General features: G+C 62.0%; 12 protein-coding genes and 1 pseudogene. 8 read left to right on the top strand and 5 right to left on the bottom strand.

Features of this window, described 5'->3' with window-relative positions:
* Nucleotides 1–60: 60 nt before the first annotated feature.
* Nucleotides 61–834, bottom strand: a complete 774-nt coding sequence (locus tag JQ575_RS28525) for an alpha/beta fold hydrolase (protein ID WP_212036535.1) — start codon at nt 832–834, stop codon at nt 61–63.
* Nucleotides 835–1,014: 180 nt separating this feature from the next.
* Nucleotides 1,015–1,482, bottom strand: a complete 468-nt coding sequence (locus JQ575_RS28520) for an Hsp20 family protein (protein WP_192738159.1) — start codon at nt 1,480–1,482, stop codon at nt 1,015–1,017.
* 225 nt (nt 1,483–1,707) lie between these two features.
* Between JQ575_RS28520 and JQ575_RS28515 the strand changes: the two genes are divergently transcribed.
* Together JQ575_RS28515 and JQ575_RS28510 are read left to right on the top strand one after the other, a co-directional pair.
* A complete protein-coding gene (locus tag JQ575_RS28515; RefSeq protein WP_212036534.1) occupies nt 1,708–2,655 on the top strand; it encodes an alpha/beta fold hydrolase in 948 nt (315 codons plus the stop codon).
* 31 nt (nt 2,656–2,686) lie between these two features.
* Complete coding sequence (locus JQ575_RS28510; RefSeq protein ID WP_212036533.1) at nt 2,687–3,673, top strand: NAD-dependent epimerase/dehydratase family protein; 987 nt, start codon at nt 2,687–2,689, stop codon at nt 3,671–3,673.
* A 39-nt stretch (nt 3,674–3,712) separates the two neighbouring features.
* On the opposite strand, the pseudogene JQ575_RS28505 reads toward JQ575_RS28510, so the two are convergent.
* Nucleotides 3,713–4,333: pseudogene (locus JQ575_RS28505) on the bottom strand (cytochrome C); the annotation flags it as partial.
* A gap of 201 nt (nt 4,334–4,534) precedes the next feature.
* On the bottom strand, nt 4,535–6,334 hold the full coding sequence (locus tag JQ575_RS28500) for an adenylate/guanylate cyclase domain-containing protein (RefSeq protein ID WP_212036531.1): 1,800 nt from the start codon (nt 6,332–6,334) through the stop codon (nt 4,535–4,537).
* A 184-nt stretch (nt 6,335–6,518) separates the two neighbouring features.
* Here JQ575_RS28500 and JQ575_RS28495 point away from each other — a divergent pair, with 184 nt between their 5' ends.
* A complete protein-coding gene (locus JQ575_RS28495) occupies nt 6,519–7,154 on the top strand; it encodes a LysE family translocator (protein ID WP_212036581.1) in 636 nt (211 codons plus the stop codon).
* A gap of 418 nt (nt 7,155–7,572) precedes the next feature.
* Nucleotides 7,573–9,402, top strand: a complete 1,830-nt coding sequence (locus JQ575_RS28490) for a triacylglycerol lipase (protein ID WP_212036530.1) — start codon at nt 7,573–7,575, stop codon at nt 9,400–9,402.
* A gap of 50 nt (nt 9,403–9,452) precedes the next feature.
* On the opposite strand, the gene JQ575_RS28485 is transcribed toward JQ575_RS28490, so the two are convergent.
* Nucleotides 9,453–10,205, bottom strand: coding sequence for a sulfite exporter TauE/SafE family protein (locus JQ575_RS28485; RefSeq protein ID WP_212036529.1), 753 nt, complete (start codon nt 10,203–10,205; stop codon nt 9,453–9,455).
* 92 nt (nt 10,206–10,297) lie between these two features.
* Between JQ575_RS28485 and JQ575_RS28480 the strand changes: the two genes are divergently transcribed.
* The 4 genes from JQ575_RS28480 (at nt 10,298) to corA (ending at nt 13,026) form a co-directional block, all read left to right on the top strand.
* The gene (locus tag JQ575_RS28480) at nt 10,298–11,191 is read left to right on the top strand and encodes a LysR substrate-binding domain-containing protein (protein WP_212036528.1); all 894 of its coding nucleotides are present in this window, start codon (nt 10,298–10,300) and stop codon (nt 11,189–11,191) included.
* A gap of 78 nt (nt 11,192–11,269) precedes the next feature.
* On the top strand, nt 11,270–11,461 hold the full coding sequence (locus JQ575_RS44990) for a glutathione S-transferase N-terminal domain-containing protein (RefSeq protein WP_249166949.1): 192 nt from the start codon (nt 11,270–11,272) through the stop codon (nt 11,459–11,461).
* A gap of 96 nt (nt 11,462–11,557) precedes the next feature.
* Entirely contained in the window at nt 11,558–11,917 is a 360-nt protein-coding gene (locus tag JQ575_RS44985; protein WP_249166948.1) for a glutathione S-transferase C-terminal domain-containing protein, read from the top strand.
* Between the two features lie 143 nt (nt 11,918–12,060).
* Complete coding sequence (gene corA / locus JQ575_RS28470; protein WP_212036527.1) at nt 12,061–13,026, top strand: magnesium/cobalt transporter CorA; 966 nt, start codon at nt 12,061–12,063, stop codon at nt 13,024–13,026.
* Nucleotides 13,027–13,085 lie beyond the last annotated feature (59 nt).

Below are 13,085 nucleotides of genomic sequence, written 5' to 3'. Positions count from 1 at the left end.
AACCGCAGCGGCGCTTCCTGATCCCTCCCCCATGCGGGGAGGGATCAGGCGAGTGGCCTGCTATTCCTTATGACCCGCCGCCGCGAGGATCAGGTCGGCGATCTCCTTCGGATGCGACACCAGCGACAGGTGGCCCGCGTCGAGTTCGACCGTGGTCGCGTTCATGCGCTTGGCCAGAAACCGCTCGAGGTCGGGATTGATGGTCTGGTCCTGCCTCGAGACCGCATACCATGACGGCTTGGAGTGCCAGGCGGCCACGGTGGTGCGTCCCGCAAACAGGGAAACGGCGGTCGGCTCCTGCACCGCGTAGAGCACCTCGGCCTTTTTCGGCTCGACGCCGTTGGCGAAATATTTCAGGAACGAATCCTCCGACAATCTGGTGAAGCCGTCATGTTCCCGGATGCCGGCGCGCACCGGCCCGGCCGGGAATTTTCCGGAGAGCGCGACAAAATCCTCGCCCGCATCAGGGCCGCGCGCGGCGACATAGACCAGCGCCGATACTTTCGGATCTGTTCCGGTCTCGCTGATCACGGTGCCGCCCCAGGAATGCGCGACCAGCACGGTCGGCCCGTCCTGCATCGCCAGCGCGCGGCGGGTGGCGGCGACGGAATCGGCGAGCGACGTCAGCGGATTCTGTACGGCGGTGACCTTCAGCCCCGCGGCCTGCAGATAGGGAATGACTTCCGACCAGCTCGAGCCGTCCGCCCACGCCCCGTGCACCAGCACGACATTGCGCGCCACCGGCGTCGCCGCCTCGGCCTGCGCCGGGAGTGCGCCAAGCGATCCCGCAAATGCCGTGACCGCGAGCGCCGTTACCAGTTGAACCATCTTCATCGACCTGCTCCGTGATTTTTTCAGCGTGATGCGCTGCCCATGATTGGAGTTTCGATGCACGGGGCGTGACGTTACGGCGCTCACGGCAGTGTGAAATCACGAACATCGCGCACAAAAAAACGCCCCGGTTTCCCGAGGCGTTTTCGCGTTCAGCCAATATCTGCTGAAGGCTTGACTGTGTTATGCGGCCACCGAGCTGTCGACGACCCGCGGGGTCTGCGAGCCGTTGCTGATCGGAATGCTGCGCGGCTTCTTGGCCTCGGGAATCTCGCGGACGAGATCGACGTGGAGCAGACCGTGCTCGAGCGAGGCGTTCTTGACCTGCACGAAATCGGCAAGCTGGAAGGCGCGTTCAAAGGCGCGCGCCGCGATGCCGCGGTACAGCACTTCGGATTTGTCCTGGCCGTTCTCGTTGGCTGACTTCTCGCCCTTGATCGTCAGCGTGTTTTCCTTGGCGACGATCGAAAGCTCGCCTTGCGAGAAGCCGGAGACCGCAACGCTGATGCGGTAGGCGTTCTCACCGGTGCGCTCGATGTTGTAGGGGGGATAACCGGGGCTGCCGTCTGACGCTGCCTGGTCGAGCAGGGAGAAGAAGCGGTCGAAGCCGACGGTGGAACGATAAAACGGGGCGAGATCGTAGGTACGCATAGGGTAGTCCTCCATTGAGCGACTGTTTCAATTAACCCGCCCGCCATCGGGCCGGGCTTTCGTCCATGTGCAACCTCAATGTTCGGGTTCCCGAAACACTGGTAGCGGCCTGCACAGAAATGATATGGGAGGGGCCGAACACCGTTCAAGAGGGGCCGAATCGAGCCTCTTTTTGCCCAGCCCGCCTTGATTTCCATTCCTCCTTTCCTAGCCGGTTCCCCGTCCATGACGCTCGTCTCGATCCCTGCCAATCCGGTTCCGGAGGATGTCGTCAGCGGCACCATCAAGACGCCCGACGGCGCCGAACTGCGCTTTGCGCGCTGGGCGCCGCCGGCGGGCCGCAAGGGCACCGTCTGCGTCTTCACCGGCCGCAGCGAGCAGATCGAGAAATATTTCGAGACGGTGCGCGACCTGCGCGATCGCGGGTTCGCGGTGGCGATGATCGACTGGCGCGGCCAGGGTCATTCCTCGCGGCGCCTGCGCGATCCGCGCAAGGGGTATGTCCGAGATTTCTCCGATTTCGAGATCGACGTCGAAACCTTCGTGCAGCAGGTCGTGCTGCCCGATTGCCCGCCGCCCTATTTCGCGCTGGCGCATTCGATGGGCGGCGCCGTGATGCTGCGCGTCGCGCATGCGGGAAAACGCTGGTTCGACCGCATGGTGCTGTCGGCGCCGATGATCGATCTGCCGGGAAGCCGGACCTCGTTTGCGGCGCGCACAGTGTTGCGGGTGCTGCGGCTCGCAGGCCAGGGCGGCCGTTACGTGCCTGGCGGCAGCGACGCGCTGACCGGCACCGAGTCCTTCATCAACAATCCCTTCACCAGCGATCCCGTGCGCTTTGCGCGCAACGCCGCGATCCTGGAAGAAGACCCGACGCTGGGCATCGGCTCGCCGACGGTGGCCTGGGCCGACACGGCGTTTCGCGCGATGCACGGCTTTCGTGCGTCAAACTATCCTTCCGAAATCCGCCAGCCGATCCTGATGCTGGCCGCCAGCAGCGACACCATCGTCTCGACCGCGGCGATCGAGGAATTCGCCTATCATTTGCGCGCCGGCTCGCATCTGGTGATTGCCGGGTCCAAGCACGAGATCCTGCAGGAGCAGGACCGCTACCGCTCGCAATTCTGGGCCGCGTTCGACGCCTTCGTTCCGGGCACGCCGCTGTTCAAGTGATTACAATCCGATTGGTAGGGGAGGCCGTTTCATGCGTCTGCTGATTCTGGGCGGGAGCCAGTTTCTTGGGCGCGCGATTGCGGCTCATGCTTGCGCTGCAGGACATGACGTGACGTGTGCCGCACGGGGGCTTGCGGGTCCGATTGCGACCGGCGCGAAATTTGTTGCTGTCGACCGCGACGTTTCAGACGGGCTTGAGCCGCTTGCGCGCCAGGAGTTCGATGCTGTCGTGGATGTATCACGTCACCCGGGCCAGGTGCGCCGCGCGGTCGCCGCACTCAAGCAGCAGGCCGGGCACTGGACCTTCGTCTCGACCGTAAGCGTTTATGAGGACAATCGCACGCCCGGGCAGCGGGCGGACACGGCCCCGCTGCGGGCACCCACCGCCCCTGATGTCGAGTATAGCAGTGAAGAAATCTATGGTGCCGCGAAAGTCGCGTGCGAGCAGGTCGTGGGCGAAAGCGCCTTCATTTGCAGGGCAGGTCTTATTGTCGGGCCGGAGGATCCGACCGGTCGGTTTACTTACTGGCCGGCACGGCTTGCCCACGGAGGCGAAGTGCTTGCGCCCGGGAGCCCAGAGGATGCCGTTCAGTTCATCGATGTGCGCGACCTTGCGCAATGGATCGTTCACGCCGCGCAAGCCCGCCTGACAGGTATCTATGACGCAATTGGACCAACGCGCACCCGCGGCGAGTTGCTGGCTGAGTGCGCGGCGGCACTGGGTTCATCCTGCACGTTCACATGGGTCAATCGCGCCTTCCTGGAGCAGCACGACGTCAGACGTTGGGCGGGCCCTCGATCACTCCCCTTATGGCTCCCTTTGCCCGACTTTGCCGGCTTTGCCACGCGCGACACGACGCCGGCGCGTCATGCCGGCCTCACCGTGCGGCCTCTCTCGGAGACCGCACGTGACACGCTTGGCTGGCTGCGTGCCACCAACGGCCCAGTTGTCGGTTTAACCGTCGACGAAGAAAGGGAAGTGCTTGCCGCATGGCATGCGAGGGGCCCTGGCAACTGACGACTGTGATCAGTTTTATGACGGTACGGCCTAGCCGGCTGGCGCCGGCAACCGGTCGGTGATGCGCTTGGGCAGCTTCCGCTCGACGAACAACGTGCGGACGTCGGCGACGCTGAGGTAGCGCGTCTCGCCTTCGCCCTTGCCGAGAATGTCGAGCAGGACCGGCCATTCGCCCTTCATCATGATCGGATAGATCCAGCGCGCCTTATCGCCGTCGCGCTTCAGATTGTCCGCCATGAAGGTCTCGATCTGCTTGGCGTTCAGCCCGGGCTCGGTGCCGCCATCGGGATTACGGTATTCCTGGCCGAAGCTCGCGAAGCGTTCGATCTGCTCCAGATTGACCTGTCCATCCACTTCGAGGATGCGAGAGCCGGCGCCATGCTTGTCGAGCGGGCCGTTGCGCAATTCATCGAGAATGGCGCCTGATGTCACGCTCCTCAAGGGGTGGCCGTTTGCGATCATCGCAATTCCGTAGGTGAGCACCTTCGCCCGGATCAAACCGATTCCCGTTTTGCCGCTCGCCAGCCCGATGTCTTCGGTCAGCGTGCCCAGCGGCACGATGTGCCCGTCGACATAGCCGTTCGCGACCAGCGCGCGCAGGAACGGGCAGGGATTATTCGGAGAGACGGCGATCTGCGTGGCCGGTGCTTGGTCTGGCATGGATCCAATCCTGAAAAGGCAGCGAGTATGAAAAAGACAATCGGCCTCGGTCTGAAGGGAATGGATTCAAAAAGAGAATCCGCCGGTCGTGTACTACTTCAGGGTGCAAACGATTTTTCGCCGGATTCGAAGCCGTGTCAACCGGAGGCCGGAGACGCGCCCGGCCGGGACGACAATTGGGCGCAAAGGTACGCGGCCTTTTCAGGAATCGGCGGCGAGCTTCGGCGCGGACTCGACAAGCGTCAATCTGGTGGAGGGAACGCCGGCCTTCAGCAGGCCGTCGCGGTAATGGGCGATGTCTTCGGGCCGTTTCCAATGGAAATTGCTCAAATGGCGTTCGACGGTAAAGGTCGGATAATTGTGCAGCAGGACCTCGGTGGCGTTGGCCGCTTCCTCGGCGCGCCCGAGCTGGGCGAGCGCGGCCGCCCGGATCGCAAGCGCCTGAAGATGATTGGGATTGAGGTACAGCTGTTCGCGCGCCCAGGACAGCGACGCGTCATATTGCCCAACGAGGTAATGGCTGAACGCGTTCACCGCCTCCCATTGATATCGGGGGTCGGAGTTGCCGCGCTGTGCCGCCATTGAAATCAGTTCGATCGCCCTGCGGTGTTCGCCGGCGTAGAAATAGCAAAAGCCGAGAACACCGCGGGCGCCCATGTCGTAGGGGTTCAGCCCGACCGCCCGGTTCGCGGCATCCATGGAAACCTCGTGATGTCCTTCCAGGGCGTGCAGATAGGCGACGATCTGGAAGGCAAAGGACGAGCGCGGATCGAGCCTGACGCTGCTCTCGGCGAGATCCATCGCCGTGGTCCACAATTCGCGCGTGCTCTTGATCCATCCGAACTGGATGCTCTGCATCATGATGGTGGCAAGATAGGCGCGGGCGATCGACAGCGTCGGATCGAGCGCGACGGCTTCTTTGAACAGGCCGATCGAGGTTTCGAAATCCGCCTTGGTCTGCAGGTAATAATAGGACAGCCCCTTGAGGAAACGGTCCCATGCGGTCAGATCGTTCGACGACGGCCGCGGAGGGGCGGAAGCCTCCGCCCGGTAGATCTCGGCCGCGACCGCCGCCGACAGGCTGGTGGTGATCTCGTCCTGCATCGCGAACAGGTCGCCCATGTCGCGGTCGTAGCGGCCGGTCCATAATTGCTCGCCGTTCTCGGGCGCGATCAGCTCGGCGGTGACGCGGATCTTGCTGCCGGCACGGCGCACCGAGCCCTGGATCAGGTAGGTCGCGTCGATCTCGCGGGCGATCAGGCGCGTGCTCAGGTTCTTGCCCTTGAAGGAGAACGTCGAGTTGCGGCTCAGCACCCGGTAGAACGATTGAAGCGACAAGGCGTGGATCAGGTCCTCGGTGAGGCCGTCGGAGAAATACTCGTCGGCGCTCTCGCTCAAATTGGCAAACGGCAGCACGCCGACGATCGCGGTCCGGTATTGCGCCGGCAGGTTCGCAGTGCCCCTGGCTTCCCGGCCGCGGTGGTCGGCGCCTTCAAGCTCCCAGGTCCAGACGCTGACCGGCTCTTCGATATTCTTGAACCGGTGGGGGCCGGCATCGATGAAGGGCACGCTGAGGCGCTTGCCGGCCTCGCCATAGGCCTTGCCCGACACCGCCACGCCGCCCGGGGCGGCCACCGATTCGAGCCGGACGGCGATGTTGACGTCGTCGCCGAACACCTCGTCCTCGTCGGCCATCACGTCACCCATATGGATGCCCATACGGAATTGCATCATGCGGTCGGCGGGCAAATGATGGTTTCGTTCGGCCATCGTCATCTGCATCGCGACTGCGGCCTCGATGGCACCGACGATGCTGGGAAACTCCAGCAGGAAGCCATCGCCGGTGTTCTTCACCAGACGGCCGCCATGATTGAGGATGATCGGGTAGATCGCGGTGCGGTGGGCCTTGAAGGTGGCATGCGTGCCCGCCTCGTCGGCTCCCATCATGCGGGAATAGCCGGCGACATCAGCGCAAACGATGGCGGCTAGCCGTCTTTCCATGTATCCCTAAAACTCCCGCGCTTGCATACCACTATGTGGTCGGCCAAGCGATTCCAATGATTATTAAATACGCTGTATCTGGCGGAAGGCCGATCCAGAAGTGATAGTAACGCAATCCAATTGTGATTGGCATGCGCTGGACCGATGGATTGTCACGAGGGAACTGGTCAAAATCATGGGTGAGCTGCTCGGCATTAACGAACTCTGGTTGTTCATCCTCTCGGGGTTGCTGCTCAACGTCACGCCGGGGCCTGATACTGCCTACATCATCGGCCGCAGCGTCCAGTTGGGGTGGCGCGGCGGGGCGGCAGCCGCGCTCGGCATCAGCTGCGGCTGCCTGGTTCACGTGTTCGGCGCCGCGATCGGGCTGTCGGCGCTGCTGCTGACGTCGGCGGCCGCCTTCACCGTCCTGAAGCTGGTTGGCGCGGCCTACCTGGTGTTCACCGGCATCCAGATGCTGTTGTCGCGCCAGAGTCCGGTCGCCGACATAGCCGTGCAGGACGATGCCATCCCGCTACGCCGGGTGTTCTGGCAGGGGGCCTTGACCAACGCGCTCAATCCGAAGGTGGCGCTGTTTTTCCTGGCGTTCCTGCCGCAATTCGTGGCCGCTGATTCGCCACACAAGACGGCGGCCTTCCTGGCCCTCGGCCTGATCTTCATCTTCAACGGCACGCTGTGGTGCCTCGGCGTCGCGGCGTTTGCGTCGAAGGCCGCCTCCCGCATCCGGCACTCCCAGCGCGTGATCGCCTGGATCAACCGCGTGCTCGGCGGGATGTTCGTCTATCTCGGGTTTCGCGTGGCGATGCTGCAGACACGCTGACCTACCCCATTTGGGTGAGGGCGGTTTCGGCGAAGCCGCCCGGTCCGCGTCAGGGAACGCGTCGCGCAAAACGGCTGGAACCCCGGTTATGATCCGGAAGCGGGTCCAAGCCCGAAAAGATCAGGAAGCTGATCGCCTTCCATTTCGCCGACTTCGGATTGCGCGAAGTGGCGCAATGAACGGACGATGCCGACAAAGCCACGGCGTAGCGTTCGGAGCACTGGCTTCAAAACTGAATACCAAGCGTGGCGTCATTGGAGATGGTGGAGAGCGTACGATGGCCTTCGCCAACGGGCGCTAACGGCCTTGCGGCGGCGCCTCCCATCGATCGCTCTTCGGTTGCATGGATTAAGAATATCTAGTGCGAAACGCGGCGCATCTTGGTAGGCTGAGTTCAGCCATTGCACGAGGCGAAGCCATGCTCCATCGATTGAAAGCAGCTTCCATTCTTGTCGCCTTTGTTGGCCTGTGGATCCCCACATTATGCTTGGCGGCGAGCCCTGAAGAAAAATCAAAGTACATCCGCGAGGTTCAAGGCCACGATTGGGTCATCGTATTTGTTCACGGCATCATCGGCGACAGCAAGGACACCTGGACAAACGGGAATACCTACTGGCCGGCGCTGCTTACAAGCGACAAGGACTTCGATGGCGCAAGCATCTATGTGTACGAGTACCCGACGTCAGTATCGTCAACGATGTCGCTGAACGAAGTGGCGGAAAACATGCGGCTCATTTTCAATGCCGATGGAGTGAGCCAGCACAACAATATCGTCTTCATTGCGCACAGCATGGGCGGGCTGGTCTTGCGCAACTATCTGCTGAAATACCGGGAGGTCGCGAGCCGCGTACGAATGAGCTATTTCTTTGCGACCCCGACGACCGGGAGTGAGATAGCAGCCATTGTCGGCCTGGTGCCAAAAGTGGGCCCTCAGGTAAAAGCGCTTCGTCCCATGGAAAGGGCGAGTGACTTGGCGAATACACAGCTCGATTGGCGGGCCGCCCGGTTCAAGTTTCCTTCGTATTGCGCCTTCGAAACTCTTGCCACATACGGGATCGTGGTCGTTCCGCAAGCCAGCGCCACCAATCTTTGCGATGACGTGGTAGATCCCATCAACTCTGATCACTTCTCGATCGTCAAGCCGTCGGGCCCGCGCTCACTGCCTTACCTGGCGTTCAAGGCGGCATTCATGCAGACGCGTCAGCGCGCCTCATTACAAACCGATCCAGCGGTTGTGCTGACCGCGTTGAATCAAGCTATTCCCGAGGGCATGAATTTCAATGCCGATCGACCGTACGAACTTCGGCTCGACGTCCGATTATCATTCAAGAATAGCGCCTTCAATCAGGATGTATATCTGTCTGGTTTGAACCCGGTTGGAGTGACTCAGCTCCCGTCCTCGGACGATAAGGGCTATGTCACGCGAGAGCGATCCGACGACGTCAGCGCAGCCAAACTTCTCGCTGACAAACTCCCGAAGGCCCAACCACCGACCGAGGCCCGCTATCGGATCTCGATACAGTCCGCAAACAAACCGAGCGCGACCGATATCATTGAATTGCAAGCTGGCCCGAGGAGCTTGACCTTCCGCCTCGGCGAATTGGATTGGAAACAGGGCGGAAAAGATATCAAGGGCTGGTGGAGTGCAGCCGCCGCGCGGGTGCTGATGGACGATCCTGATTGGGTAGTTCCTCACTATGCGAGATTCCTGAAGATGACATCTTCAAAAAACGCGTCGGAGTCCCAGCTTGAGGTCGTACTCGAAAATCTCTCCAAGTCGAACTTGCTCATCAGCGAGCTGAGCATCAGTGCCAGTGGGAATGAGGGCGAGAAGTGCGCAGCACTTCCTGCCAATGAGAACATCTGGCGGCCGGCTCCCCAGAATCTGGTGGTCAACTGGTCGCTGGTGTTAGAAGGAAAAAAGGTCGATCGCACCGCGTCAAGCGCAGCGTGGGTAAAGCTTGGTCATTCTGCCGTACCCGTGGAGGCGCTGTTCGCTGAGAAAGATTGTCGAAATGCGCGCTTGTTCCACGTCAAGATACCGGTTGATCTGGACGTGGCCGCAGCGCAGCTGGGGCGCATCCGGCTTAACGTCACTGAAATGACCCAACTCAGCGGCGCCAAGAGCAAGTACATTCCCAGAGAGCCGATCGCCGCCTTGCCGGACTGGCCTTACGTCAACGTTTCCCTGAAGCCTGATGCTCGGGTTTTTCCTAAATCCGTATCCGTTTCTGGCGCCGACAGATAGCGCCGCGCTCCGACTCCATGGGCGGCCATCCGGCAACCAGACGCTGCTGGCTAGCCGTGAATTTTCAGAAACCCGCCGACGGCGAGATAGAGCCCGAGGAAAATCATCGCGATCAGGAACCAGCGGCGGAACACGTCCGGCTGCATCCGCGTTCGCACCGCCTGGCCGATGAACATGCCGGCAAAGGACGCCGCCATCGCCACCGCGCCCGGCAGCGCGGTTGCGGCCGTCAGCAGACCCGCCGCGGTGATGTTGAACGCGAGCGCCACGGTGGCGACCGTGAAGAACACGCCGAGCGCCTGCACCAGTTCGTCCTTCTGCATGCCGATCGCCTGCATGAACGGCATCGACGGGATGACCTGAACGCCGGTTGCGGCCGAGATCACGCCGGTGACAAGGCCGACGATGCCGCCGATCCACTTCTCGTCGCGTTGCGCGACCTTGAAGCTGAATTTGCACAGGCCGACGATGGCATAGATCACCAGCAGCACGCCGAGGATGACGGTGCCATAGGCCGCATAGGGCCCGGTCAGGAGCCCGCCGTTGAGCCAGATGCCGATCACGGTGCCGACTATCAGCGGCCACAGCCGCCGCATGATGTCGCGCAAGTAAGGGCCGCCGAAGGTCTGCCAGATATTGGTGACGATCGCCGGAACGATCACGATCGCGATCGCCTGGCCGGGCGCCATCGTCAGCGCGAGCAGGCCCATCGACACCGTCGGCAGCCCGAGCCCGATGACGCCCTTGATGAAACCGGCGAGCAGGAACGCGGCCGCGATGAGAATGAGCATGGAATCGATCATGCCGCCACATTGACCGATCGCGCTATCCGGCACAATCTGGAGATTACGGAGACAGCGTTCGGCCAGGCCGAAGGCAGATATCGGAATTCGTGATGCGCTTCGATCTGGTCGACCTACAGCTCTTCATCGCGGTGGCCGAGACGCGCAGCATCACCAATGGCGCGAACCGCGTGCATCTGGCGCTGGCCTCGGCCAGCGCGCGGATCAAGGGCCTGGAAGCCGCAATTGGCGTGTCACTGCTGCAGCGTGGCCGCCGCGGCGTCGAGCTGACGCCGGCCGGCGAAAGCCTGCTCGATCATGCCCGCATCGTCATGCACAATGTGGACGCGCTGCGCGGCGATCTCGCCGCCTTCTCGCGCGGCGTCAAGGCTACCGTCCGCTTCCTCGCCAACACCTCAGGCCTGTCGGAATATCTGCCAAAGGCGCTGGCCGCCTTCCTGAGCCAGCATCCCCATATCTCGATCGACGTCGAGGAGCGCGAAAGCGCCGACATCGCGCGCGCCATCGCCAGTGGCGCCGCTGATCTCGGGCTGGCCGCCGAACACGCGCTGCCCGACGGCATCGAGCGGATCCCCTACAGCGAAGATCGTCTGGTGCTGGTCACCGCGCGCCAGGACGAACTGTCGAACCGGCGGCAGGTCGATTTTCGCGAGGTGGTGGAGCGGGATTTCGTCGGCCTGATCACCTCGAGCGCGCTGCACGCCCATGTCACCGGCCACGCCGCGCGGCTCGGCGCACGCTTGCGGTTCCGCGCCCGGCTCAACAATTTCGATGCGATCGGGCAGATGGTTTCCGCCGGCATCGGCGTCGCCGTGATGCCTGAAGTGGCGGCCAGGCGCTGCGCGCGGTCGATGAAGATCAATGTCGTCAGGATCAGGGATCCCTGGGCCAACCGCAGGCTTGCGATCTGCGCCCGCAGTTTCAAGTCGCTGCCGAAGCCGGCGCAGCAACTGGTGGAACATCTGCGCAAGATGGCGCCGAAGTGAAGGCTCTTTGATTGACGCGTTTTCTTTACGCGAACCGGTACCCGCTTCGCTCGAAAACGCTATGGAGGAGGAAACTCAATGCTCAAGGTCTGGGGACGCCGCAGTTCATTCAACGTCCAGAAAGTCATGTGGCTGATCGGCGAGCTCGACCTTGCCCATGAACACATCGGCGCCGGCGGTTCGGCCGGCGGGCTCGATACGCCGGCGTTTCTGGCGATGAACCCGCACGGCCGCATGCCCGTCATCAAGGACGGCGACGCCGTCGTGTGAGAATCGCATGCGATTCTCCGGTATCTGGCGGCACGCCATGGCGCCGGACGCTTCTGGTCCGATGATCCCGTCGTCCGCGCCGCCGTCGATGGCTGGATGGACTGGTCGCAAACCGCGCTGCAGCCGGATTTCCTCACCGGGGTGTTCTGGGGATTTTACCGGACGCCGGAAGACAAGCGAAACTGGCCGGCGATCAACGCAGCACTGGCGCGTTGTGCCAGAGACTTCGAAAAACTCGACCGGTTGCTGGAAGGACGCAGCTTCCTGCTCGGCGAGACCCTGTCGCTCGCCGACATCACCGCCGGGACGTCGCTCTATCGCTATTTCGAACTGGAAATCGACCGGCCACAATTGCCGCAGGTCGAGCGCTGGTACCGCGCCTTGCAAGCGCGGGACGCGTACCGGACCCACATCATGATCCCGTTCGGCGAATTGTTCGGACGGCTGGATTACTGAGGGGCTGTACTCATAAAATTAACGCTCGGCCCGCAAGCCAAATCCGAGGGCGTGATGCAGGCTGCAACGCTGCCACAAGAATTATCCGGGCCATTTATGTGGTAGGGTGTGCTCCCGCTCATCATGTTCGGAGGAAGCTCGTTGTGAGCGTTGTGGCAGCCCACCTGTATCGTCATGGCAAGAATGTCAAAGCCGTTTCGCTGGACGAGCCCATCGATTGCAAGGGCAAGTCCGAGTTTGTCTGGATCGGGTTATTCGAGCCTACGAAAGAAGAGCTTGAGCAACTCGAGAAGAACTACGGGCTTCATCCGCTCGCGATCGAGGATGCGTTCAAGGCAAACCAGCTGCCGAAAATTGACGTCTACGGCGATCAGCTGTTTGTCATGACGCGCACGGCTCATCTTGAGCAGGATCACATCGCCCATGGCGAAACAGCGATTTTTGTCGGAAAGAATTTTATCATTACGGTTCGGCATGGCTCGGCTCGGGCGCACAGCGCACTGCGCGCCCAACTCGAAGCGGCCCCCAGCTTGCTGGGACATGGTCCGGATTATGTCTTGCACGCCATCCTCGACTTCATCGTTGATGGATACCTGCCGGTGGTCGAGACGATCGAGGAACACGTGCTCAAGATGGAGCAAAGCGCCCTTGACAGCTTTCTCAGTCGCGCCGACGTCAAACGGCTCTTCGGGCTGCGCCAGGAGCTGATCCGCTTTCAGCGAATCATCGGCCCCATGATGGAGGTCTGTGGCCGGCTCGTACACCTTGAGACACCGTGCCTCGATGCCAACGCCCGGCCCTATTTCCAGGACGTCCTGGACCACGTGCGGCGCGTCGAAGCGATGGTGAACTCGTTGCGAGACGTGCTGACTTCGGTTTTCGAAGTGAGCAATCTATTGGAGCAGCAGCGTCAGAGCGCGATTACGCGGCAGTTGGCCGCGTGGGCCGCGATCCTGGCCGTGCCCACCGCGATCGCCGGGATCTACGGCATGAACTTCGAAAACATGCCTGAGTTGAAGACGCAGTACGGCTACTTTGTCGTCGTCGGCGTTATCGCCGTGCTGTGCGCGGTGCTTTATGTGCGTTTCAAACGCGCTCGATGGCTCTGATACGAGTTTGTTGCTCGCCGTTTTACCGCGTCTGCGGCAATTGATCTGCGGCGCCCAAC

Source organism: Bradyrhizobium sp. JYMT SZCCT0428 (assembly GCF_018131075.1).
Lineage (GTDB): Bacteria > Pseudomonadota > Alphaproteobacteria > Rhizobiales > Xanthobacteraceae > Bradyrhizobium.
The sequence above is the reverse complement of the archived record's forward strand: the minus strand, read 5'-3'. Positions and strand labels throughout refer to the sequence as shown.